A 23,602-nucleotide genomic window follows, 5' to 3' on the forward strand; every position below is an offset into this window, starting at 1 on the left:
TCCGTCTCCGAGAGGCAGGCGTCGTCATGCATCTCATTGGCTTTCTGCGTCCAATAGGATCCAGACGGCAGTTCGACCTTGGTCGCTTCACCGCCAGTTGCCGGGGACTTTCAGCAAGGTTCCGGCAGCGCCTTTGGCCCTTTCGCCCCACAGTGATCCCAAGCGTGCCGGTAGAGCTGCAGAGCTGGCTGGTGCGGGCAGCGCCCGACCAGGCTGAAAGCGCCGGTGGCCTGATGGTGGCGACCTTCCAGGTAGCGATTGCGATGGGCGCCGTCTTCGGCGGGCTGCTGGTCGACCATGCCGGTGTCGGCAGCGCGTTTGCCTATTGCGGCGCCGCGACGCTGCTGGCGGCCATCGCGGTGTTCCTGCGCGGCCCAAAGGCCGAATAGTCTCTCGCAACAGCCACCTATAGGGGATGATGGGAAGCTAGACGGCCCGCCCGTCGAACGCGAAGACCGACAAGGTGGACGGGTCGAGACCGGTGACGCAATTGATGTTGATGTAGGCGCTGCGTTCGCCGCCTTCGCTGGTGTCCTCGGCAAAAGGATGGATGCCGCAGGTTCGACAGAAGCGGTGCGCTATCTTCGTTTCGCCGAATGTGTAGCGGCCGAGGTCATCGCCCCAGGCGACGAGCGTAAGCTTGTCGTGCGGCACGGCCCATAGCAGCGCACCCTTGCGGGCGCAGATCGAGCAATTGCAGCGCACGACGCTCTCAAGTTCGCCCTCCACCTCGAATGCAACCTTGCCGCAATGGCAGCTGCCTTTGTACAGCATCAGTATCTTCCTGTCGCTGGCAGGTGCAAAGGCACGCTGGCCGGGTTATCCCTTCGGCAGTCCCAACGGCTGCTTGCCTTAAAGACGTTCCATCCTGGCGGAGTCCGACACCAACATGCAACCAATCCGCGACCGCCTCGAAATCATCCTGTCACGTCTTGCCAACCGTGCGGCCGACGAGAAGGTCTTCACGAAGCTTTATGCCGAAGCGGCGCGGGTCGCGGCTGACGCCAGCGATGCCCGCAAAAGAGTGGGCGTGACACTCGGCCCGCTCGACGGCACCATTGTCTCGATCAAGGACCTGTTCGATGTCGCCGGCGAGCCGACCACGGCCGGGTCGCTGATGCGCAAGACCGCCGCGCCGGCACAGCGCGACGCCGCCATCGTCAGCCGGCTTCGGCAAGCCGGTGCGGTCGTCATCGGCAAGACCAACATGACCGAGTTCGCCTTCACCGCGATCGGCGACAACATGCATTACGGCACGCCAGGCAACGCCGTTGATGCCAGCCGCATTCCAGGCGGGTCGTCCTCGGGCGCCGGCGTGTCCGTGGGCGAGGGGACGAGCGACATCTCGATCGGCTCCGACACCGGCGGCTCGATCCGCATTCCGGCGGCGCTCAACGGCGTCGTTGGTTTCAAGCCGACTGCACGGCGCGTCCCGCTCCATGGCGCCTTTCCGCTTTCGGGCACTTTGGACTCGGTCGGACCGCTTGCCCGAACCGTCTCGCAATGCGCCGCCGCCGACTCGGTCATGGCCGGTGAAGTGCCGAAGGAGTTGGTGGCCATTCCACTCGCCGGGCTTCGCATCGGCATTCCGCGCGGCGTTCTTTTCGGCGACACGGAAGGCGAGGTTGCATCCGCCTTCGAGTATTGTCTTGGCAAGATCGAACAGGCTGGCGCACACATTACGGATCTGTCGATCGACGACATGATCGCGGATCTGCGCGCGGCCACCAGGCGTGGTTCGATCGCGGCGATGGAGGGCGCGGAAGTGCATGCCGACTGGCTGGCGACAGGCGCATCCGTGCCGGTCGACCCGCATGTCAGCGGGCCATTGTCGCGGGCGGCGCTGCTGCCGACGCCGGTCTATATCAGGGCGCTCCGCCGCCGTGCCGCGCTGGCCGCCGCCATGGATGAGCGGCTGGCATCGGTTGACGTGCTGGCGTTGCCAGCCACACCGGTGACGGCGCCGGCCATCGCTTCCATGGCCGAGGATGCCGAGTTGCGTGACCGCACCGAAGGCCTGCTGCTGCGCAACACCCAGGTCGCCAACCAGTTCGACCTTTGTGCGATCTCGTTGCCGATGCCGGGGCCATCGCTGCCAATGGGGCTGATGCTCGTGGCACGCAATGGCCATGACCGGCATCTGCTGCGGATCGCCCTGTCGGTGGAGAGGCTGCTGGGGGTTGATCGGCAGTGAGTCGCGGATGACGGATCAGTGCGATGAACAGTGCTTGCGTTCGCCGTCCTTGGCGGTGCGCACGATGCGGGTCGCGACCAGCCAAGGCAGGCTGTATTCCTTGACGGTGAAGGTCTGGATGCGGTGCTCGATCGAGCCCCTGACCACGATCTTTCCGCTGTAAAGCACGTCGGACTGAGCTATTATCGCCTTGTCGGTCTGCGGCAATCCGCTGGTGTCGATCGACGCGCCCTTGATGATGGAGCCGGTGGCAAGGTCAAGCGCGCTGTTCGACGGGCAGGGCGCCTTGAAGCAGCGTAGTCCGTTGTCGCAATAGACATAGCTGCTCTCGGCCGCTGCGAATGCCGGCAAGGTGCAGATGGACGAAGTTGCGACAATCAGAACTGCAAGGCGAAGACCGGACATGGCTCGCAACGTCGCGGAGAATTGGGGCGAAACGGCGATGCTATATCTGCGCCGGAAACCGACGCCGGTAGTGATCGACCACTTCGGGATTGCGCAGATTGACAGGCAGTTTGCCCGCCAGCACCAGCAGGGCTTCGCCGGCCGCGCCGACGCCCATGCGCATCATCGATTCCTCGGTAATCCCCGCCATATGCGGGGTGACGATGACGTTGTCGAAGCCGAAATAGGGATGGTTTGGCGGCAGCGGCTGCGTCGAGAAAACGTCGAGCGCGGCGCCGCCGATGCGACGCTCCCGCAAGGCCTCGATCAGCGCGTCGTCATCGACAACCGGCCCGCGCGACACGTTGATCAGCAGTGCGTTGGGTTTCATGCGGGCGATGCGTTCGCGGCTGATCAGGCCTCGCGTTTCCGGCGTCAGCGGACAGCAGAGCACGATGATGTCGCTCTGCTCGACCAGCGCGTCGATCGACAGGAAGCCGACCTTTTCCGGCGCCGGCTGCATGCTGCGTGTCGTTGCCACCACTTTGAGATCGAAGCCGTGTGCGGCGATGTGGCCGACCGCCTGCCCGACGGCGCCGAGACCAACAATGCCGATGGTCTTGCCGGCGAGTTCGATGTTGGCATTGGCGTGCTCGCGTCCGGCCAGCCAGCCCTTGGCGCGCAGGTCGCGGTCGACCCGGCGGAACTGCCGCAGCAGTGCAAGCGCGGTGAACATGACATGTTCCGCCACCGAGCGGGCATTGACCGCCGGCACGTTGGCCACGAGCACGCCGGCCGCCGCGGCCGCTTCCATCGGGATCATGTCGAGACCGGCGCCATGGCGGATCGCGGCCCTCAGCTTCCATGCACCCTCGAACAGCGCCGGCGGCAGCGGCGCCCGCACGATGATGATGTCGGCATCCTTGGCCTCCCCCGCCAATGTGCCGGGGTCGAGCGCCGAAGCGATGACCAGCTGGCCGGCGCCGGCCAGCTTGGCCGTGGCGCGCGGGTGCAGCGGATGCGTCGACAGGATCTTTGGCACGGTCTGGGTCACGGTCAGGCCTTTTCGAGTGCCGCGCCCGCGGGCGAAGCCGCCATGCCGCCCTCGATCAGGCCCTTCCAGTAGCTTTCCGCGCCTTGCAGATGGGCGCTCATGAGCGCCTGGGCGAGATTGCCGTCGCGGCGCAGCAGCGCCTCGTAGATCTGCACGTGCTCGGCATGCGAGCGCACGCTGCGTTCAGGATCGTTGAAATAGATCGGCAGGCGCTGCTCGCCCATCAGATAGTAGACGCTGCAGATGTTGTGGAAGACGCTGTTCTTGGTGGCGCGCACGATCTCGAGGTGAAACTCGCGGTCTTCCTTGGCCAGACCTTCGCCAGCGGCGATGCGGTCTTCCGAGGCTTTGAGGATTTCGCGCAGGCGCTCGAAATTCTCCTCGGTGGCGCGCGAGCAGGCAAGCTCGGCGGCCTTGATCTCATGGATCTTGCGCAACTCGACCGTTTCATAGATCTGCAAGGGATCGAGCGGCAGGCCGGCACGTGCGAACAGCGCCAGCGCCTCGACGCTGGCCTGCTTGGTGTCGATGTAGATGCCCGACTTGGCGCGGCGCTCGACGATGCGCATGGCCTCGAGGATGGCGAGCGCTTCGCGGATCTGGCCGCGGCTGACGCCGAAATGCTCCGCCAATTCGCGTTCCGACGGCGTGCGGCCGCTCTCCTTGTCCGAGTGGGAGAACAGATAGGCGGCGAGTTCCGCGAGAAGGTTCTTTTCTTTCATCGTCAATTGCGTTGCGCGTGCGCCTCCAGGAATCGCTCCGAAACGGTGAATCCCAGTCCGGGCTTTTCCGGGATCGCTATCATACCGTCCTTGGCTTCGACAGTCTCTTCGACCAGATCGTGGATCATCGGGTTGGCGCCGAGCGAATACTCGACGGTGAAACTCGAAGGCGACGCGGCGCAGACATGCAGCCCGGCGAAGAAGCAGGGCGCGCCGGCCCACAGATGCGGCGCAAAGCGCAAATTGAAGGCGCTGGCGATGGTGCCGATCTTCATCGCCTCGCTGATACCGCCACAGAAGGCAGGATCGGGCTGGAAGATGTCGGCGGCCTTGAGAACGGCGAGATCGCGGAAGGCATAGCGTGTCGCCTCGCTTTCGCCGGTGGCGATCGGAACGGCGCCGGAGGCGCGCACTTCGGCCATGCCTAGCTTGTCGTCGGCGATGACAGGCTCCTCGAACCAGGCGAGATCGAGGTCGTTTACGAGATGGATGAAGCGTTTGGCTTCCGCTACCGTATAGGTGCCATGGGCGTCGACCATCAGATCGATGTCGGGGCCGAGGGCCTGGCGCGCGGCGCGCACGCGGGCGGCGGAAACGTGCGCCGCGCCGTCCATGGCGCCGACCCGCATCTTCAACGCCTTGAAGCCGCCTTTGGCGATATAGGATTTCATCTGTTCCCCGATGGCATCGGCGGAGGCCCAGCCGCCCGAGGCATAGGCCTGCATGCGATCGACCTTGCGGCCGCCAAGGAGCCGCCAGACCGGCTGGCCCAGCGACTTGCCCAGTATGTCCCAGAGCGCGATGTCGACCGCGCTGATGGCGGCGACGCTCATGCCACGCCGCGCCAGTTGTGGCATGGCGTGGCCGGCGCGGGCGGCGCTCTCATGGCGCACGCCGTTGTAGAGCATCTCCCAGATGACTCCGATGTCGGCCGGATCGCGGCCGATCAACTGCGGCCCGACCTCGTGATTCAGCATGTGAACGAGTGCGCCGTAGCTGCCGGCACTGCCGGCTGCGTTCTTGCCTTCGCCCCAGCCGACCAGCCCGTCATCGGTTTCGACGCGCAGGATGGCGGCGTCGAAGGTCGTCACCTGGCCGAAGTCGCTGCGATGCTGCTTCGCGGCTTCGATCGGCACGCGGACCCACCAGGCCTGGACTGTCTTGATGCGCATATTTTTCCCCAGCCCTGCCGCCGGTCGGGGCGGAAGGGCAAATTTCCCAGCGGCAGTCGACTATTTGATCAGCGGCAGCAGTGTTTCGGCGGTGATGCGCATCTGGTCGGTGTAGAATTTCTCGGTCAGCACGCTGGAGCCATGGTCCTGGATGAACTTCAGCTGCTCGGGCGAGATATCGACCGGATGGCGCTCGACCATGTCGGGATAGGGTGCTGCCGGCGTGCGGTCGACCGGGGCGACGAACTCGTTGGTCAGTGCGCCGTCGTAGCCGACTTCCTTCAAGGTGGCGACGATCCTTGGCCAGTCGATCTGGCCGAGGCCGGCGGCAAAGCGGTTGTTGTCGGCGACATGGAAGTCGAACAGGCGCTTTCCGACCTGGCGGATAGCGTCATGGACGTTAAATTCCTCCATGTGGATGTGGTAGGCGTCGAGGCAGACGCCGCATTCGGGGCTGACCGCGTCAGCCAGCGCCAGCGCCTGGGCGCCGCGGTTGAACAGATAGGTTTCGAAGCGGTTGAGCGGTTCGACGGCGATCTTGACGCCGACCTTCTTGGCGTGGGTGAAACATTCGCGGGTCGCGTCCACCACCCACTTCCATTCCTCTTCCTCGGTACCGTCCGGGACCACCTTGCCGACGGTTGCCGGAACCAGCGTGATGATCTCGCCATCGAGTTCGCCGACCATCGTCAGCACGTCCTTGACGTATTGCACGGAGCGCTCGCGCTGGCCCTCGTCCCTGGCGGCGAGGTTGCGTTCACCCAGCATCAAGGTCACCGCGCCCCAGCAGCGAATGCCATGCTCCTTCAGCAGCGCCCGCGTCTCCTTGGTCTTGTACTGCGCGGGCTCGCCGGAAATCTCGATCGACTCATAGCCGAATTTCTTGATGCGCTTCAGCGTCGTCTCAAGCGGTTCCGCGCGCATCCAGTTGTGCGTCGAAAGATGCATGGTCTGTCCTTCCCAGATTCGTCCGTATGGTTTGCCTGCGACATGCATCGCCGGAAGACGACGCAAGGGTTCCTCCCCAAGGCATCCCCAGCCTTTTACTGCAAACTGGTTAGACCAATTGGGTCTGAAATGAGGTCTACAGCAAATTCCTTGAGACGGCAACAACTGTGGCGACGCAACTTTCAGGCTGGATTAGTTTGTTGATTACATTGCGATATGTGCCGTTATTTTGGGCTCTCGGAGTGCCTTTTCGGCGCATTCCAAGGCTTGACCAGATTGCCTTATTTGGTCATACCAGAATGGCGGTGTCGGCGAGCGTCCGACGCGATAAAGACCAAAGTGACTGGCCCTGCTTTCATCAGGCGCTATGCTTGGTCGTGACAAACGAGGAGGATGCCGATGCCGACGACAATGAAGGGCCCTGGACTGTTTCTGGCGCAGTTCGCGGGTGATGCCGCACCGTTCAATTCGCTGGCGTCGATCACCAAATGGGCCGCCGGCCTCGGCTACAAGGGCGTGCAGATCCCGACCTGGGACGCGCGCCTGTTCGACCTCAAGAAGGCGGCGTCTTCCAAGGCCTATTGCGATGAGGTGAGGGGCATCTGCACTGATGCCGGGGTCGAGATCACCGAACTGTCGACGCATCTGCAGGGGCAATTGGTGGCGGTGCATCCGGCCTATGACGCGCAGATGGATGGGTTCGCGCCGCCGTCGGTGCACAACAACCCGAAGGCGAGACAGGAATGGGCTGTCGAACAGATGAAGTTCGGTGCCAGGGCATCGCGCAATCTCGGGCTGAATGTCTCGGTGTCGTTCACTGGCTCGCTGGCTTTCCCTTACCTCTATCCCTTTCCGCAGCGCCCCGCCGGACTGATCGAGGAAGCCTTCGGCGAACTCGGCAAACGCTGGAAGCCGATCCTCGACGCCTATGAAGACAATGGTGTCGATGTCGGCTACGAAATCCATCCTTCGGAGGACGTGTTCGACGGGGCGACCTTCGAAATGTTCCTCGACGCGGTCGGCGGCCACAAGCGCTGCAACATCAATTACGACCCTTCGCATTTCCTGCTGCAGCAACTCGATTATCTCGAATTCATCGACATCTATCACGAGCGGATCAAGGCTTTCCACGTCAAGGATGCCGAGTTCAATCCGACCGGACGGCAGGGCGTGTACTCCGGTTACCAGAGCTGGACGAACCGCGCTGGCCGCTTCCGTTCGCTCGGCGATGGGCAAGTGGATTTCGGCGGCATCTTCTCCAAGCTGACGCAGTACAACTACGATTCCTGGGCGGTGCTGGAGTGGGAATGCTGCCTGAAGCATCCGGAGGATGGTGCGGCCGAAGGGGCGCCCTTCATCCAGCACCACATCATCCGGGTGACGGAGAAGGCATTCGACGATTTCGCCGCCGGCACCACGGACAAGAAGCTGCTGCGCGCCATGATGGGATTTTGACACGGCTTTCCCTCTCCCTCGGGGGAGGGGTATCTCACACGAGGGAGAAAAACATGGTTGGTGCATCGAAGTCGGAAACGGGAGGCGGCCCGATCCGTTACGGCATGGTCGGCGGCGGGCAGGGCGCATTCATCGGCGCAGTGCACCGGATCGCTGCGCGCATGGACAATGATTTCGTGCTGGTCGCCGGCGCCCTGTCGGCCGATCCGGGGCGTGCGAAAGCCTCGGCCGCCGAACTGGGGCTCGATCCCTCGCGCAGCTATGCGTCCTACGCCGAAATGGCCAAGGCCGAGGCGAAGCGCTCGGATGGCATCGAGGCGGTGGCCATCGTCACTCCCAACAACGTGCATGTGCCGGCGGCCAAGGCCTTCCTGGAAGCAGGCATCCACGTGATCTGCGACAAGCCGCTGGCAACGACCCTGGCCGAGGCGAAAAGGCTTGCGGCGATCGTCGAAAAGACCGGCAAGGTGTTCGTGCTCACCCACAACTACACCGCCTATCCGATGGTGCGGCAGGCGCGCGAAATGGTCGCCAAGGGCGTGCTCGGCGACATCCGCATCGTGCAGTCGGAATATCCGCAGGACTGGCTGACCGAGGACCTCGCCGCCACCGGCCAGAAGCAGGCGGCTTGGCGTTCAGACCCCAAGCAGGCGGGCGCCGGCGGCGCGCTCGGCGATATCGGCACCCATGCCTACAATCTCGCCCGCTTCGTCTCCGGGCTCGAACTCGACTCCCTGTCGGCCGATCTCGACGCCTTCGTGCCGGGCAGGCTGCTCGACGACAATGTCAACGTCATGCTGCGTTTCAAACCGAGGGGGAAAACGCATCCGGCCAAGGGCATGATCTGGGCGAGCCAGGTGGCGCCCGGGCATGAGAACGGCCTGAAGCTGCGCATATACGGTTCGAAGGGCGGGCTGGAATGGGTGCAGGCCGATCCCAACTATCTCTGGTACACGCCCTTCGGCCAGCCGAAACAGCTGATCACCCGCAACGGCGCCGGTGCGCTGCCGGTGGCGGGCCGTGTCAGCCGCGTTCCGTCAGGCCATCCCGAGGGTTACCTCGAAGGCTTCGCCAACATCTACCAGGAGGCCGCACGGGCCATTCGCGCGGCACGCAAGAAGGGTGGCAAGCCAGCAAAGGATGTCGTCTTCCCGACCATCCAGGACGGCGTCGAGGGCATGGCCTTCATCGAGGCCTGCGTGAAGTCGTCGAAGAAGAACGGGGCCTGGACCAAGCTTTAAGAGGCGCCGAGTAACGAGGGCCCTCACCCGGATAGCCAACCGAATTGCCTAGGGCAATTCGGGGCAATCCGACCTCTCCCCGAGGGGGAGAGGAGGCGTTGGCGCATATCTCTTCTCCCTCTCAGGGAGAAGGTGGCCGCGAAGCGGCCGGATGAGGGGAGTGGCGAACACCGGCGGTGCAATCGGCCGGCCGCCAAAAAGGGAGGGCGTCGATGAAGATCGGCATGTGCATGTTCTTGTGGACGACGGCGGTATCGAAGAAGCACGAGCCGCTGCTTCGAGACATCAAGGCAACCGGCTTCGACGGTGTCGAAATCCCGATCTTCGCCGGCACGCCGGACGACTACAGGAAGCTGGGCGAATTGCTCGACCGTATCGGGCTGGAGCGGACCGCTGTGTCAGCCATGGGCGATCCGGCGATGAACCTGATTTCGGCCGATGCGGCAACACGCAAGGCCGGTGTCGACTACATGAAATGGGCGATCGATTGCGCCGATGCGCTTGGCGCCCGCACGCTGAGCGGACCGCTGCATTCGACGCTCGGCGGATTTTCCGGGTCCGGACCGACCGCCGCCGAAAAGAAGCGCTCGATCGCCTCGCAGCGCGCCATAGGCGACCATGCCGGCAAGAGGAACGTCACCATCGGGCTGGAGGCGCTCAACCGCTTCGAGTGCTATCTCTTCAACAGGATGGCCGACCTGTCGGAACATATCGACGCCATCGACCGGCCGCAGATCAGGGCAATGTACGACACGTTCCACGCCAATATCGAGGAAGCCGACCCGATCGGCGCCTATACGAAGCACCGCGGCAATGTCGTGCATATCCATATATCGGAGAACGATCGCGGCGTGCCGGGGCGTGGCAACATTCCGTGGAAGGAAACTTTTTCCGCCATTCGCAAGAGCGGCTATGACGACTGGCTGACGATCGAAGCGTTCGGTCGCTCGCTGAAGGATCTGGCGGCGGCGACCAAGGTGTGGAGGGATTTTTCCGAGACGCCGGAAGCCGTCTATCGCGATGGGTACAGGCATATCAGGGACGGGTGGAGGAAGGCGGCTTAGGCGCCTACGTCTGGTCCATTTTCTATTTGTGTTCGCGTCGCTTGCCAGGTGGTTCCCCCACTCCGTCTCGGCTTCGCCGAGCCACCTCTCCCCCCTCCGGAGGGAGAGGAAGGGGCTTGGTGGCGCCGGGACAGGAAGAGAGCCTCGGCCTTCGGGGACAAGCGCGGATCGGACAGTCTGGTGCCTTTCCTCTACCCCGTCGACCGGGGGAGAGGTGTCGAGCGAAGCTCGACGGAGTGGGGGTCGACCCCTCGGCGCCGGGCGAGACGATGCTTGCGCTTCTGCGTCACAACACTAACCCTGCCTGGCCTGGATCCTGTTGTAATCGTGGATCGTCCGGCTCAGCCGGCGGCGCAGGAAGTTGGATATGTTGTCGAAAATGAAGACGACGAGCAGGATCAGCAGCACCATGTAGAACACGTTGGCCCAGTTGGAATTGGTGCGCATCGCTTCCCACAGTTTCAGGCCGATGCCGCCGGCGCCGACGGCGCCGATGATGGTGGCGCCGCGGGTGTTGGATTCCCACTGGTAGAGCGTTTGGCTGATGAAGACCGGGATCACTTCGGGCATCACGCCGTAGCGCTGCACCAGGATGCCGTTGGCGCCGGTCGAGAGCACGCCTTCGCGCGGCTTGTCGTCGATGTTCTCCAGGCCTTCCGAATAGACTTTGCCGAGGGTGCCGATCTCGGTGAAGAAAATCGCTGCACTTCCCGCCAGCGGGCCGGGGCCGAAGGCGCGGGTGAAGAACAGCGCCCAGATCAGCATGTCGACCGAGCGCATGAAGTCGAAGAAGCGCTTGAGCACTTGGCCGAGCATGCCACTCGGCGTGATGTTGCGCGCCGCGAAGAAGGCAAGGGGGAAGGCGACGATGCCGCCGAGCAGCGTGCCGAGGAAGGCCATGACAATGGTCTGCAGGAGCTTCGTCCAGACATCGCCGTGCTGCCACTGGGCGTTGTTCCAGACGTTGTCGCCGGCAAGAGCAAGGTTGGTGGTACCTGGTTTCAGCTCTGGTCCCGAGACGATCAGCGAGATCACTTCCCGCGCTGATTTGCCGAAGAAGGGCGAGCGCGTGTCGAAAACGAAGTTCGCCCAGCCGAGGAAGCGCTTGCGCACCTTGACGCGGTCGACAGTGACGCGCACCTCGCCGACGAAGCCCATCTTGGCCACCACCTCGTCGTCATGGGCGGTGATCCAGTCCGGTACGGCACCCGTGACCACCGGCTTGCCGCTGGTCAGCGAAACAGGCACGGTCTGGCCGTTGGCGACGATCGTCGCCTGCGTCTTGTCGAAGGTGACGGATTTTGCCGGCCCGTCGATCAGCACGGTGAAGGTGCCGTCCGGATTCCTGGCCACCCAGTCGGGATTCGGGTTGTCGCCCAGCGCGGAAAAGCGCGGGTATTTGGGCGTGATCTCCGGCTGGTCGAGACGGAATTCCGGCTGCAGATCGTAGCTGATCCATTGTGTCAGGAAGAGCGGCAGGCGCTCCCAGTGCGATTCCCGCAGCACCTGCGGCAGGCTGAAGAACCACAAGGCATAGATCAGATAGAGGAGAGTGCCGACGAACAGCAGGAGCGGACCGAAGCGCTTGTATGCCGAGCGCCGGAACACCTGCGGGTGGCGCGCCTCGATCGACAGCATCTCCTCAGCGGTCATGGTCGCCATGATTTACGCCCCCATCATGAAGGCTTGTTCGCCGACCAGCTTGCGACGAAGCCAGGCGGAAAACTGGTCGATGATGAAGATGGTGGTGAACAGGAGCAGCACCAGTGCCAGCGTCTTGGCGCCGAAGCCGCGCGAGATCGAGAGCTTCAGCTCTTCGCCGATGCCGCCGCCGCCAACGGCGCCGATGATGGTCGAGACGCGGACGTTGATCTCCACGCGCAGCAGCGTGTACGACATGAAGTTGGGCAACACCTGCGGCAGGCCGGCAAAGCGAACCCGCTCGAACCAGTTGGCGCCGACTGCGCGCAGGCCTTCCTCGGCTCGCATGTCGATGTTCTCGTTGATCTCGTAGAACAGCTTGCCGAGTGCGCCGATGGAATGCAGGCCGATGGCGATGATGGCGGCGACCGGACCGGTCGAGACGATGGCCGCGAACAGCCCGGCGATGACGATCTCCGGAAAGGCACGCAGCAATTCCATGAAGCGCTTGACCACCAGCCTCAGTGCCGGATGAGGCGTCAGGTTGCGCGCCGCGATGAAGGAAAAGGGCACGGCGAAGACAAAGCCGATGAAGGTCGAGACCAGCGCCACGTTCACGGTGGTCAGCATCAGCTCGACATATTCGGGGATGTAGAAACCGTCCCAGACGTAGACGCGGCCGAGCGGGAAGTTGAATTCCTGGGTGCCGGTATCATGCGGCGAGGCAATGTCGAACAGCGCCCGCCAGACGTCGTTCCAGTCCTTGGGGACCAGCCAGCTCAGGAAATCCAGAATATGCGGCAGCCGGTCGAAGAAGTGCCCGGCGTTGGCTTCGTCGGCGAACCACATGCTGGAAAGCATCGCGGCAAGCAGCAGGCCGACGCCCAGCACGGTATAGAACCGGCGCAGCGACGTCTGGCGTCGCCAGGCATCGGCCATCTCGTGGGTGGCGCCGGAGGGGGCTGTCACGGAAAGGGTCATGATCGGGATGCAAAAAGGGCGGTACTTGATGAGGTACCGCCCTTTTGCAATTTCGCCGTTAGCCGCCGATGGCTGCCTTACGGGCTTCGACGATGACGCTGTAGAAGTCCGGCTTCACCGGAACGTAGCCGGTGAAATCGCCGCCTTCGACGCCTTCGAAGCAAGCCTTGTCCTTCTTGGGCAGGTCGGTGAAGAAGGCCGCCAGCTTGGCGGTCATGTCGTCGCCGATCGCGGTGCGCACGACAAGCGGGCCGTTCGGGATCAGGCCCGAGCGCCAGACTTCGACGAAGTCGTTAGGGTCGACGGCGCCCTTGGCGACTTCCTTGTGGAAGGTGCCGGAGGTGTAGCCGTTCTTGAAGTCGCCGATGCCCGAGGAATCGTCGACCGCGACATCTACCTTACCGTCACGCACGGCCAGAACGTTGTTTTCGTGGCCGCCATTGAACTGGGTCGAAGCGAAGTAGGTCTCGTTCGAGGCGCCGGTGGTCTTCGGAATCTGGGTCAGCGGGATCAGATAGCCGGAGGTCGAATCCGGATCGGCATAGCCGAGCTTCTTGCCCTTGGCTGACTTGATGTCCGTGATCCCCGACGTCTTCAGCGCCAGGCCGATCGAATAGTAGCCGGTGGAGCCGTCCGTCTGCTTGGTGGTGAGGATCGGGGTAACCGCCTTCGGATCCTTGAGATAGACGCTGGCGTAGCCGGAAGCGCCGAGTTCGGCGAAGTCGAGCGTGCCGCCGAGCAGGCCCTGGATGACGCCGTCATAGTCGGCGGCCGGGAACAGCGAAACCTTCTCGAAGCCAAACTCTGCCTTCAGGTGATCGGCCAGGCACTGGTAGTTGCGCAGCCGGTCGGTTTCGTTTTCACCGCCGAGAATGCCGACGCGAAATTCCTTCATGTCGGCGGCATGGGCCATGCTGGTGGCCATGGCGAGCACCGAAACGGCACCGAAAACCATCTTCCTGAACATTGATATCTCTCCTGTAAGTTCCGGCCCCGCGCCGGCAGCGTTCTTGATCTTGACAAGTGCCCTTGACGCGGGCGGACGATCCAGGCTGCTCGCTATTGGCCCTTACTGGGCTCAGTATCCCGGGAATGCGGGCTCGAGCGGTCCGGCGGATGCGGCGATCTTCTGCTTGAAGGCAACACTGGTGGAGGTGATGACCTCCGATATCTCGCCGCCATTGCTGTCGGCGCCATAGACAAGACGCACGGCTTGGCGGTCGAGCTCTTCGGGCGGCCCGTCGAAGACGACCTTGCCGGCGGCCATGCCGATGATGCGGTTGCAATAGGTGCGGGCGGTATCGAGCGTATGCAGATTGGTGACAACGGTGATGCCTTCGCGCAGATTGATGTCCTGCAGAGAATTCATCACCACCTTGGCGTTGAGCGGGTCGAGCGAGGCGATCGGCTCGTCGGCGAGGATCACCCTGGGCTGCTGCATCATGGCGCGGGCGATGGCGACGCGCTGCTGCTGGCCGCCCGACAGCGTGCCGGCGGGCTGAAGTGCGGTGCGGGCGATGTCGAGCCGCTCGAGCGCGGCGACCGCCTCCGCGCACTCGGCGCGCGAAAACATGCCCAGAAGATTGGACAGGGTCGAACGGTGGTTCAATTTGCCGAGCAGCACGTTGGTCAGCACGTCGAGGCGCGGCACCAGATTGAACTGCTGGAAGATCATGGCGCAGTCGCGCTGCCAGCGCCGCAGCGGCGAGCCGCGCAGCCGGGAGACCTCGGCGCCGTCAAAAAAAATCGACCCCTGGCTGGGGTCGACAAGACGGTTGATCATGCGAAGAAGAGTGGATTTGCCGGCGCCCGAACGACCGATGACGCCGACCATCTGCCCTTGCGGGATCGAGATGTTGACGTCGCTGACGGCGGTGTTCTTGCCAAATCGTCGGCTGACGCCGCGGATTTCGAGCGTGGCAGAGTTTGCTGACATGGGCTGGTTCCAGTCCGGTCCATATTGATCGTCAGGCACTCGCCTAACGCAACCACATGAACCTGCCGTGTCGCGATGATGTCAGTTTTGTTACGCTCCACAGGCGCGGCGACTGGCGCCTTGCGGGCGATCAGCCGAGCACCAGCAATTCCTCGAAATGCTTCATGTCGCGGAATGCGCAGAAGGCGGGAGCCTTGATCTCGATCACCGGCGCCTGGCGCGCGAAAAGTGCCAGGCAATCGTCAAACAGCGCCTGCCACGCGGCGGCCCTATCATCATCAAAGCGCTGGATCTGATAGGCGAAGGTGATGTGGAAGACGTAGGTGTCGTGATCGGGATGCCGGTAGCCGAACGGCACCGCGAGCGCATCGCGCCATGCACGCATGATGCGCGCATCCTCGTCGGTCGCGCCGGCAACGGTGAGGCCGGTCGGCAGGACCTCGGCCACCTTGATGTTGAAAGGGCCGAAGCCCTGGAACCCCTTCAGGCGCTCCAGATAGAGGCGGGTCATGGCGTCGATGCTGGTGTCGAGCGGCACGTCCCGCGGCCAGAAGGGCAGGCGACGGCGATATTCGATTATGCCCTGGAAAAGGGTCATGTGCAGGCTGGAGATCGGCGTGAAGGCGAGGCGGTCCGCGCCGGGCATGGCGCGGATGCGCTCGCGCACCTCGATGATCGCGGCTTCGGAAGGCGAGCCCTCGACAAGATGGCTGACCACCGTGTTGCCGGGCTCGAAGAGGAAGTTGCCTGACGTGTCATAGCGGGTGCCGAGATGCACCGGCGGCGTCGGACTGGAACCTTCGAAAAATCCGGTAAGCGAGGGTCTGACGGTCATGGCAATCTCCTTTGGGAGAGATGCCTCCTGTCCGAGTCACATGTCAGGGATGTGAACGGTGCCCTGTATGAGCATCGTGCCGAACAGATGAGTAGGAACCAGCGCGCTTAGGATAGACGCAATCCCAAGATCATCAACATGGCAGCGGAAACGGCGTCCGACCATCGCCTGCGCCCAACTGACGTTCCACGACCCCGGTGACCATCGCCAGCCCGCAAAATATGATGGAAACGGTCTCCGGTTTACAGGAAGGCTGTTAGCCTGGCTTTCCGGTAAGGTTGGCGAGGAACCATAAAATATAGAGTGGTACTAATCCTGTCGCCGATAACCCCAGCCCTACCACTATCATAATGATTGAGGAGACTACGTCAGACTGGCCCCAGCGATTAATCTCACGCTTCACTGCCAAAATTCCCAGTACCAACAGGGCCATTCCAACACAAAAAAGTATTAAGACGATAAAGCCCATTCCTGCCCTGTGCCGCTGAGTTTTCCAAACAATACTTTGGCAAAAACATCAATGGCGTCAACCGTATTTCTCCAGGAACGCCTCCGCCGACAACTCTCGGAAATCGTCCAGTGCCGCTCGCAGCCGCGCGTGATCCCAATCCCACCAGGCGAGTGCCTGGTAGCGTTCGGCGGTGCGGCGGTCGAAGCGCTCGCGGATCGGTTTTGCCGGTACGCCGGCGACGATCGTGTAGGGCGCGACGTCCTTCGAGACGACCGCGCCGGCGCCAACGGCGGCGCCGTCGCCGACGGTGACGCCGGGCAGGACGGTCGAGCCGTGGCCGAGCCAGGTGTCGTGGCCGATGATGACGCGCTTGGCGCGGCGCTCGGCGAAGAATTCGCTCTCATGCTCGGCGTCGTCCCAATAGTCGGAAGCGCGGTAGGTGAAGTGGTGCAGCGTCGGCCGCCAGGTCGGGTGGTTGGTGGCGTTGAGGCGCACGCTGGCGGCGATGTTGGCAAATTTGCCGATCGTCGCGCACCAGACCGCGCAGTCCTGCATCATGTAGGAATAGTCGCCGAGCTCGCTTTCCGAAACCCGGCTGCGGTCGGCGATCTCGGTCCAGCGGCCGAGTGTCGAGTTGTGCACCTCCGCCGTCGGGTGAACCAGCGGCGTCTCCGATAGCTTCCTGGTCATGCGGCGATTTTTCCCGGAGCGAAGGCGGTGACGTCGATGATGCGGTCGGCCACCGCCTCGCGCACATCGTGATCGTGGAAGATGCCGAGCAGGGCGACGCCCGCCGCCTTCTTGGCGGCGATGAGTTCGATCACCACGTCGCGGTTCGTCGCGTCGAGCGATGCGGTCGGCTCGTCGAGCAGCAGGATGGGGTGCTCGGTGATGAAGCCTCGCGCGATGTTGACACGCTGCTGCTCGCCGCCCGAGAAGGTTGCCGGTGGCAGCATCCAGAGTTTTTCCGGCAGGTTGAGCTGGGCCAGCAACGCGCGTGCCTTGGCTCGGGCTGCCTCGCGCTCCTCACCGCGTTCAACCAGTGGCTCAGCGACGACGTCGAGAGCCGAGACGCGCGGCACGGTGCGCAGGAACTGGCTGACATAGCCGATCGTTTGCCGGCGTACGGCAAGCACGGTGCGCGGGCTGGCATGGGCGAGGTCGATCAGTCCGTCCTCGTGCCTGACGATGATCTGGCCTTCGTCGACGGCGTAGTTGCCGTAGAGCATCTTCAGGATCGAACTCTTGCCGGCGCCGGACGGACCACCGAGCACGGTGCATTCGCCCGCCTTGATCGAGAACGAGACACCCGCGACGACAGGGAGTTTGATGCCGTCGCGCAGATGCATGGTGAAGCTTTTGGCAACGTCGGAAACAACGAGTGGGGTCGGCATCAGAAGGTTCTCCGATTGTCGTCGGTCGGCGGGAGGATACGGCTCTTTCTCCCCGCCACTATACGGGGAGAAATGTCCGGCAGGACAATGAGGGGCAGCGCCGAGGTCCGGCTGAGCAGTTGCTTTGCGCAGGGCGAAGGTGCCGGGACGACAGATGCGTCCGCAACGCACGTTCCCGCCACGTCAGCGCCGCCCCTCATCGCCCTGCCGGGCACTTCTCCCCGTATAGTGACGGGGAGAAGGGGCTGTGTCGGGCGGTTTCGCCAATCGCCAACGTTGAAAAATTCGCTTGGCAGCGGGTGGTGGCCTGGCGCCATCATCACACCTGCAAAATCGAGGAAACCAGCAATTGCGTGTAGGGCGCGCGCGGGTCGTCGAGGACGCGGTCGGTGAGGCCGCTTTCGACGACGCGGCCATCCTTCATCACCATCATGCGCTGCGACAGAAGCCGCGCCACCGCGAGGTCGTGGGTGACGACGATCGCGGCAAGGCCGAGATCCGTGACCAGGCCGCGCAAGAGATCAAGCAGGCGGGCCTGCACCGAGACATCCAGGCCGCCGGTCGGCTCATCCATGAACACCAGCCGTGGCCCGGTGACGAGATTGCGGGCGATCTGCAGCCGCTGACGCATGCCGCCGGAAAAGGCGCGCGGTTCGTCGTCGATGCGGTCTTCCTCGATCTCGACGCGCGACAGCCAGTCGACCGCGGTAGCGCGGATCTTGCCGTAGTGGCGGTCGCCGACCGCCATCAGCCGTTCGCCGACATTGGCGCCGGCCGAGACCGTCATGCGCAGGCCGTCGGCTGGGTTCTGATGGACAAACCCCCAGTCGGTGCGCATCAGGAAGCGGCGCTCGGCCTCGCTCATGCGGTAGAGCTCGCGGAACTGGCCGTCGCGCATGCGGTAGCTGGCTGTGCCGGAGGAAGGCAGCAGCCGCGTCGACAGGCAGTTGAGGAGCGTCGTCTTGCCGGAGCCGGACTCACCGACGACCGCCAGAACCTCGCCCGGCCACAGGTCGAAGGAGACATTGTCGCAGCCGACCCGCGAGCCATAGAACTTGGAGAGCGCCGAGACGCGCAGCAGCGGTTCGTCGGTCATTGCGCCGGCTCCATGTTTCCTGCGGCAAGATCGGTTTCGGGGGCAAGGTGGCCGCGATGGCCGTCGGCGCGCCGCTTCTCGCAATAATCGGTATCGGAGCAGACGAACATGTGGCCGCCATGGTCGTCGAGGATGACCTCGTCGAGATAGACATTCTCGGCCGCGCACAGCGCACAGGGCTGATCGAAAGTCTGCACCTCGAACGGATGATCCTCGAAGTCGAGGCTCACCACATCGGTGAAGGGCGGCACGGCGTAGATGCGCTTTTCGCGGCCGGCGCCGAACAGCTGCAGGGCCGGCGAGCGGTGCATCTTGGGATTGTCGAATTTCGGTGTCGGCGACGGGTCCATCACATAGCGGCCCTCGATCTTGACCGGATAGGCATAGGTGGTGGCGATGCGGCCGTGCTTGGCGATGTCCTCATAGAGCTTCACATGCATGAGGCCGTATTCTTCCAGCGCATGCATTTTCCGCGTTTCGGTCTCGCGCGGCTCGAGGAAGCGCAGCGGTTCGGGGATGGGCACCTGGTAGACCAGCACCTGGCCCGCCGTGAGTGGATGTTCGGGGATGCGGTGACGGGTCTGGATGATGGTGGCGGTGGCGGTATCGGTGGTGACCGCGACGTTAGCGACTTTCTTGAAGAAGGCGCGGATCGACACGGCATTGGTGGTGTCATCGGCGCCCTGGTCGATGACCTTGAGCACATCGTCGGGGCCGATAATCGACGCGGTGACCTGCACGCCGCCAGTGCCCCAGCCATAGGGCATCGGCATTTCGCGCGAGGCGAACGGCACCTGGTAGCCCGGAATGGCGATGCCCTTGAGGATCGCGCGGCGTATCATCCGCTTGGTCTGCTCGTCGAGATAGGCGAAGTTGTAGGTGGCGATGTCTGTCGGTTGCGCAGTCATTCCGCTGCCTCCTTTTTTTCTTCCGCCTTCGCTGGATTCTCGCGTGCTTCGTACTCGGCGCGCATGCGACGTACGAGATCGAGTTCGGCCTGGAAGTCGACGTAGTGCGGCAGCTTCAGGTGCTCGACGAAGCCGGTGGCCTGGACATTGTCGGAGTGCGAGATGACGAACTCCTCGTCCTGGGCGGCGGCGACGATATCCTCGCCGAGCTCGGAGGCGCGCAAGGCGCGGTCGCAGAGCGCCATGGCCATCGCCTTGCGTTCGCTCTGGCCGAAGACGAGGCCGTAGCCGCGGGTGAATTGCGGCGGCGCCTTGGCCGAGCCCTTGAACTGATTGACCATCTGGCATTCGGTGACGCGCACCGTGCCGAGCGGCACGGCGAAGGGCAGTTCGGGAACGTCGAGTTCCAGCTCGACCTCGCCGATGCGGATTTCGCCGACGAAGGGATGGTTGCGGGCATAGCCGCGCTGGGTGGAATAGCCGAGCGCCAGCAGAAAACCCTCGTCGCCGCGCGACAGTGCCTGCAGGCGGATGTCGCGCGCCATCGGGAATTCCAGCGGCTCGCGGGTGATGTCGCCGGGCACATGGTCCTGCGGCATCTGGCCATCGGGCTCGATCAGGCCTTCACGGGCGAGGATCGCCGAGACGCGCGGCATTGCCTGCGCTTCCGTCTCGCGCTGCAAGGGCTCGGCGACATCGGCGCCAGCGGCAAGTTCAGGGTCGAGCAACCGATGCGTGTAGTCGAAGGTCGGACCGAGCAACTGGCCGCCTGGCAGATCCTTGTAGGTCGCCGAGACGCGCCGTTCGACCAGCATGGCGCCGGTGTCGATCGGCTTGCTGTAGCCGAAGCGCGGCAGCGTTGTGCGGTAGGCGCGCACCAGGAAGATCGCCTCGATCATGTCGCCGCGTGCCTGGACGATGGCGAGTGCGGCCAGTTCACGGTCATAGAGCGAGCCTTCGCTCATCACCCTGTCGACGCCGAGCGCCAGCTGTTCGACGATCTGGTCGAGGCGAAGTGCGGGCACCGAGCGGTCGCCGCGCCGGCGATCGGCGAGCAGGCTGTGGGCGTTGGCAATGGCGGCCTCGCCGCCTTTTACCGCGACATACATCTTACACCTCCATCGTCTTGATGCGCGTCGTGCGCGGCAGGCAGGCTATGCCGTCCGATGTGGCGAGGATGATGTCGACGCCGCGCGGAAAGCGCCTGATATTCTGCTTCCACTGCTCGACGAAATGGCGCGGCATCTGTGCCGGCGCGATCGTGGCGCTGGTTTCAATGCCCGGGCCTTCCAGCAAGAGCGGGGTCCCTGAAGTGAGATCGCCGACCTGCAGGATCAGCGTCGTCGATCGGTCGGGATAATCCTGCGTGCCCTGTGAAAAACCGTCGAGCGCCATCATCTCGGCCGGCGTGGCAACAAACGCGAAATGCGCGTCGGCCGGCGTGTTGGCCAGCGGCGCGCCCGTATGGAACCCAAGCCAGGACCCGATCGCGGCGGAGGCATGCAGGGCAGGGTCGAGCCAGAGCGGCGTGTCGTTGTCGCATAGCGCCAGTGCCACGGCGCCCGATGTCGCTGAAAGCGGCGCCGGCGGGCCGGCCAGGGGTGGCAAGGGGTGGACACTGCCCGGCCGCGCCATGGCATCCATGACGGCCCGAAACACGGTCTGAGCGTTGAAGACCGGATCGGCGAAACCGCCCTCGATCGATTGCGCAGCGATATCCATCAATCTTCTCCGCGAACCATGGTGAAGAAATCCACCTTCGTTGCCGCCGTCTCGGCGCGGCGTTTTTCCTGGGCAGCGGCAAGCGCCGACCGCAAAGGCGCGATCAGCCTGGTCTCGACCTCGGTGCGGCGGGCAGGGTCCTGCCAGAGCGCGTCGGCTATTGCTCCCAGCTTCGCCTTCTGCTTGTCGCGGCCAAGCGCGTAGCAATGGCCGACCTGCCCGGATGGCAGCCGGACAGTGGCACGCGTGACGGTCGCCTCGCCGACATTGAAGGGCGCGCCGCCGCCGCCGATGCGGCCACGCACCGTGACCAGGCCCGTCTCGGGACCGCGCAGAAGTTCGGCTTGCGAAGGCAGGCTGGACTCGTTCCAGAGCCGCACGATGTCGTCGCCGCTCGATTGCGCCAGCGTCGCCATGGCGGCCTTGCGCTCGGCCTGGTCGCGGCCTTCCTGTCCTCGCATCGCCAACTTCCTCTCAGCTAAATTTGTCTATTGATATAGACAACTATACAAATTATACATATTACCTAACGCGAGTCCATGACGGGTGCGTGACAGGCCGGGGGGCAAAACATGATCGGGCATGATGTCGCCGACAGCATCGAGCGGCGCAGCGGCGTCTCACTGTGGCGCCAGATCGCCGACAGGATCCTGCAATCCATCGCCGCCGGCGATTTCGCCGAAAACGCCGCGCTGCCGCCCGAAGTCGCGCTGGCCGAGCGCTACGGCGTCAACCGTCACACCGTACGCAGCGCCATATCGGCCCTCGTGCAGGAGGGCGTGCTGCGGGCCGAGCAGGGACGCGGCACCTTCGTCCTGTCACGCAAGCGGCTGTCCTATCCGATTGGCGCGCGGACACGCTTTTCGACTGGCCTGCAGGGGCAGACGTCGGAACGGCACATCGTGCTGCTCGCTTCGTCGGTCGAGCCCGCCAGCCAGCGCGTGGCCGAAGGCCTTGGCCTTGCCAGGGGTGCCGAGGTGATCCGGTTGGAGACACGCGGCGAGGCTGACGGACGGCCAGTGTCGCGCGCCGCTGGATGGTTCGATGCCCGGCGCTTTGCCGGCATCGACAAGGCGATGGCGCAAACCGGTTCTATCACCGCCTCGCTCGCACGTTTCGGTATCGACGATTATCTCAGGCAATCGACCGTGCTCTCGGCGCGCCATGCCGACGCCGCCGATCTCGCCGATCTCGATCTGCAGCCGGGCGCCATCGTGCTGGTCACGGTTGCGGTCAATGTCACACCCGACGGCCAGCCGATCCAGTTTTCGGAGTCGCGTTTTCCGGCCGAGCGGGTGGAGTTGAAGCTGTCGGCGCTGTAGGGCTATCCGATCTCGATCACGGCCTTGATCAGGCCCGACTTTTCATGCGCCCAGCGTGCGAGATCTCCTGGCGTATCGGCCAGCGTGGTGCGGTGGGTGACAAGCTTGGCCAACGGCACGGCACCATTGCGGATCGAGGCCGCGACATGGTCGAAGTCGGCGCGCAACGCATTGCGGCTGCCGATCAATGTCATTTCTCGCTTGTGGAACTCGGGATCGGAAAAAACAATATCGTCCTTGACGACGCTGACCAGCACCAGCGCTCCGCCATGCGCGACGTGGGCAAAGGCCGATTGAACCGATCGCGTGTTGCCGGTGGCGTCGAAGACCACGTCGAAGCCTTCGCCGTCGGTCGCATCACGCACCAGATCGGACACGGGTCCTTGCGAGCCGTCGAGAATCGAAAAGCCGAGTTCACTCGCCGCGAAGACCAGTCTTTCGGTGCTCATATCGAGAAGTGTCACATCCAACCCGGCAATGCGGGCGAAGATGGCGGTGCCGAGCCCGATCGGGCCGGCGCCGATGACCAGGGTGCGGGCGCCAGGCTCGGCCCGGGCGCGCCGGACGGCATGCGCCCCGATGGCCAGGAATTCGACGGCGGCGGTGTCGGCGAGCGACAGGCCGTTGGTGGGATAGAGATTCTTAGCCGGCACCAGGATCTGTTCGCACATCGCGCCGTCGCGGTGCACGCCGAGCACTTCGATCCTGACACAGCAATTGGGCTTGCCGTGCCGGCAGGCGATGCATTTGCCGCAGGAAAGGTAGGGGTTGATGATCACCGGTTCGCCAAGGGCGAGGTCGACGCCTTCGCCCCGCTCGGTCACTGTGCCGGAGACTTCATGGCCCATGATGCGGGGATAGGCGAGGAAAGGGTGCTTACCCTCGAAGATATGGTAGTCGGTGCCGCAGATGCCGACATGACTGACCGCCACCAGGGCCCAGCCGGGAGGCGGGGCGCCGGGAGCCGGGTGGTCTTCGACAACAAGGTCGCCGGGCGAGCGGCAGACGACGGCTTTCATGCTTTGATCCAGTCTGTTCAAGAAATCGCCGGCCCGCGTCAGGCCGGCGATCGATCGGAATGC

24 protein-coding genes and 1 pseudogene are annotated in these 23,602 nt (G+C 63.9%); 6 read left to right on the forward strand and 19 right to left on the reverse strand.

What is annotated here, in order from left to right; genetic code table 11:
- Window positions 1–161 precede the first annotated feature (161 nt).
- A pseudogene (locus LB555_RS18655) lies at window positions 162–389 on the forward strand (MFS transporter); the annotation flags it as partial.
- A 37-nt stretch (window positions 390–426) separates the two neighbouring features.
- Here LB555_RS18655 and LB555_RS18660 read toward each other — a convergent pair.
- Window positions 427–774, reverse strand: a complete 348-nt coding sequence (locus LB555_RS18660; RefSeq protein ID WP_140661663.1) for a GFA family protein — start codon at window positions 772–774, stop codon at window positions 427–429.
- Window positions 775–889: 115 nt separating this feature from the next.
- Here LB555_RS18660 and LB555_RS18665 point away from each other — a divergent pair, with 115 nt between their 5' ends.
- The gene (locus tag LB555_RS18665) at window positions 890–2,194 is read left to right on the forward strand and encodes an amidase (RefSeq protein WP_224683462.1); all 1,305 of its coding nucleotides are present in this window, start codon (window positions 890–892) and stop codon (window positions 2,192–2,194) included.
- 15 nt (window positions 2,195–2,209) lie between these two features.
- Here LB555_RS18665 and LB555_RS18670 read toward each other — a convergent pair whose 3' ends face one another.
- From LB555_RS18670 to LB555_RS18690, 5 genes are read right to left on the reverse strand one after another with little or no spacing between them, the layout of a single operon-like run.
- Window positions 2,210–2,599 carry a hypothetical protein gene (locus tag LB555_RS18670; RefSeq protein WP_140618963.1) on the reverse strand — a complete coding sequence of 130 codons (390 nt, stop codon included), beginning with the start codon at window positions 2,597–2,599 and terminating at the stop codon, window positions 2,210–2,212.
- Between the two features lie 40 nt (window positions 2,600–2,639).
- Window positions 2,640–3,620: a hydroxyacid dehydrogenase gene (locus LB555_RS18675; RefSeq protein WP_224683569.1), complete on the reverse strand. Its 981-nt coding sequence runs from the start codon at window positions 3,618–3,620 to the stop codon at window positions 2,640–2,642.
- Window positions 3,621–3,634: 14 nt separating this feature from the next.
- The gene (locus LB555_RS18680; protein WP_015315641.1) at window positions 3,635–4,354 is read right to left on the reverse strand and encodes a FadR/GntR family transcriptional regulator; all 720 of its coding nucleotides are present in this window, start codon (window positions 4,352–4,354) and stop codon (window positions 3,635–3,637) included.
- Window positions 4,355–4,356: 2 nt separating this feature from the next.
- Window positions 4,357–5,526, reverse strand: coding sequence for a mandelate racemase/muconate lactonizing enzyme family protein (locus tag LB555_RS18685; RefSeq protein ID WP_140618962.1), 1,170 nt, complete (start codon window positions 5,524–5,526; stop codon window positions 4,357–4,359).
- A 60-nt stretch (window positions 5,527–5,586) separates the two neighbouring features.
- Window positions 5,587–6,474 carry a sugar phosphate isomerase/epimerase family protein gene (locus tag LB555_RS18690; protein ID WP_224683463.1) on the reverse strand — a complete coding sequence of 296 codons (888 nt, stop codon included), beginning with the start codon at window positions 6,472–6,474 and terminating at the stop codon, window positions 5,587–5,589.
- A 399-nt stretch (window positions 6,475–6,873) separates the two neighbouring features.
- Here LB555_RS18690 and LB555_RS18695 point away from each other — a divergent pair, with 399 nt between their 5' ends.
- The 3 genes from LB555_RS18695 to LB555_RS18705 all read left to right on the forward strand — a co-directional run bounded on the left by LB555_RS18695 (window position 6,874) and on the right by LB555_RS18705 (window position 10,234).
- On the forward strand, window positions 6,874–7,929 hold the full coding sequence (locus tag LB555_RS18695; RefSeq protein WP_224683464.1) for a sugar phosphate isomerase/epimerase family protein: 1,056 nt from the start codon (window positions 6,874–6,876) through the stop codon (window positions 7,927–7,929).
- A gap of 53 nt (window positions 7,930–7,982) precedes the next feature.
- Window positions 7,983–9,170, forward strand: a complete 1,188-nt coding sequence (locus tag LB555_RS18700; RefSeq protein ID WP_224683465.1) for a Gfo/Idh/MocA family protein — start codon at window positions 7,983–7,985, stop codon at window positions 9,168–9,170.
- A 212-nt stretch (window positions 9,171–9,382) separates the two neighbouring features.
- A complete protein-coding gene (locus LB555_RS18705; RefSeq protein ID WP_224683466.1) occupies window positions 9,383–10,234 on the forward strand; it encodes a sugar phosphate isomerase/epimerase family protein in 852 nt (283 codons plus the stop codon).
- Window positions 10,235–10,528: 294 nt separating this feature from the next.
- Here LB555_RS18705 and phnE (LB555_RS18710) read toward each other — a convergent pair whose 3' ends face one another.
- The 12 genes from phnE (LB555_RS18710) to phnG form a co-directional block, all read right to left on the reverse strand.
- Window positions 10,529–11,896: a phosphonate ABC transporter, permease protein PhnE gene (gene phnE / locus LB555_RS18710; protein WP_224683467.1), complete on the reverse strand. Its 1,368-nt coding sequence runs from the start codon at window positions 11,894–11,896 to the stop codon at window positions 10,529–10,531.
- 3 nt (window positions 11,897–11,899) lie between these two features.
- Entirely contained in the window at window positions 11,900–12,856 is a 957-nt protein-coding gene (gene phnE, locus LB555_RS18715; protein ID WP_224683468.1) for a phosphonate ABC transporter, permease protein PhnE, read from the reverse strand.
- Between the two features lie 58 nt (window positions 12,857–12,914).
- Window positions 12,915–13,823 (reverse strand): phosphonate ABC transporter substrate-binding protein, encoded by a 909-nt coding sequence (gene phnD, locus LB555_RS18720; RefSeq protein WP_015315649.1) that lies wholly within the window; start codon window positions 13,821–13,823, stop codon window positions 12,915–12,917.
- Between the two features lie 111 nt (window positions 13,824–13,934).
- On the reverse strand, window positions 13,935–14,792 hold the full coding sequence (phnC, locus tag LB555_RS18725) for a phosphonate ABC transporter ATP-binding protein (protein ID WP_224683469.1): 858 nt from the start codon (window positions 14,790–14,792) through the stop codon (window positions 13,935–13,937).
- A 130-nt stretch (window positions 14,793–14,922) separates the two neighbouring features.
- Window positions 14,923–15,627 carry a DUF1868 domain-containing protein gene (locus tag LB555_RS18730; RefSeq protein ID WP_263489189.1) on the reverse strand — a complete coding sequence of 235 codons (705 nt, stop codon included), beginning with the start codon at window positions 15,625–15,627 and terminating at the stop codon, window positions 14,923–14,925.
- Window positions 15,628–16,153: 526 nt separating this feature from the next.
- Complete coding sequence (locus LB555_RS18735; protein ID WP_224683470.1) at window positions 16,154–16,768, reverse strand: DapH/DapD/GlmU-related protein; 615 nt, start codon at window positions 16,766–16,768, stop codon at window positions 16,154–16,156.
- A complete protein-coding gene (gene phnL / locus LB555_RS18740) occupies window positions 16,765–17,472 on the reverse strand; it encodes a phosphonate C-P lyase system protein PhnL (RefSeq protein ID WP_015315653.1) in 708 nt (235 codons plus the stop codon). Before phnL ends, LB555_RS18735 begins: the two co-directional genes overlap by 4 nt.
- Window positions 17,473–17,791: 319 nt before the next feature.
- Window positions 17,792–18,568 (reverse strand): phosphonate C-P lyase system protein PhnK, encoded by a 777-nt coding sequence (gene phnK / locus LB555_RS18745; RefSeq protein ID WP_015315654.1) that lies wholly within the window; start codon window positions 18,566–18,568, stop codon window positions 17,792–17,794.
- Window positions 18,565–19,476: an alpha-D-ribose 1-methylphosphonate 5-phosphate C-P-lyase PhnJ gene (locus LB555_RS18750; RefSeq protein WP_015315655.1), complete on the reverse strand. Its 912-nt coding sequence runs from the start codon at window positions 19,474–19,476 to the stop codon at window positions 18,565–18,567. The genes phnK and LB555_RS18750 overlap by 4 nt, the downstream gene beginning before the upstream one ends.
- Window positions 19,473–20,585 carry a carbon-phosphorus lyase complex subunit PhnI gene (locus LB555_RS18755; protein ID WP_224528985.1) on the reverse strand — a complete coding sequence of 371 codons (1,113 nt, stop codon included), beginning with the start codon at window positions 20,583–20,585 and terminating at the stop codon, window positions 19,473–19,475. The genes LB555_RS18750 and LB555_RS18755 overlap by 4 nt, the downstream gene beginning before the upstream one ends.
- Before the next feature lies 1 nt (window position 20,586).
- Entirely contained in the window at window positions 20,587–21,198 is a 612-nt protein-coding gene (phnH, locus tag LB555_RS18760) for a phosphonate C-P lyase system protein PhnH (protein ID WP_224683471.1), read from the reverse strand.
- Window positions 21,198–21,659: a phosphonate C-P lyase system protein PhnG gene (gene phnG, locus LB555_RS18765; protein ID WP_224683472.1), complete on the reverse strand. Its 462-nt coding sequence runs from the start codon at window positions 21,657–21,659 to the stop codon at window positions 21,198–21,200. Before phnG ends, phnH begins: the two co-directional genes overlap by 1 nt.
- A gap of 111 nt (window positions 21,660–21,770) precedes the next feature.
- Here phnG and phnF point away from each other — a divergent pair, with 111 nt between their 5' ends.
- Complete coding sequence (gene phnF, locus LB555_RS18770; protein WP_140661676.1) at window positions 21,771–22,520, forward strand: phosphonate metabolism transcriptional regulator PhnF; 750 nt, start codon at window positions 21,771–21,773, stop codon at window positions 22,518–22,520.
- Window positions 22,521–22,522: 2 nt separating this feature from the next.
- Here phnF and LB555_RS18775 read toward each other — a convergent pair whose 3' ends face one another.
- Window positions 22,523–23,539, reverse strand: coding sequence for a zinc-binding alcohol dehydrogenase family protein (locus LB555_RS18775; protein ID WP_224683473.1), 1,017 nt, complete (start codon window positions 23,537–23,539; stop codon window positions 22,523–22,525).
- Window positions 23,540–23,602 lie beyond the last annotated feature (63 nt).

Origin of the sequence: Mesorhizobium sp. BR-1-1-10 (genome assembly GCF_020165595.1) — a bacterium.
GTDB lineage: Bacteria > Pseudomonadota > Alphaproteobacteria > Rhizobiales > Rhizobiaceae > Mesorhizobium > Mesorhizobium australicum.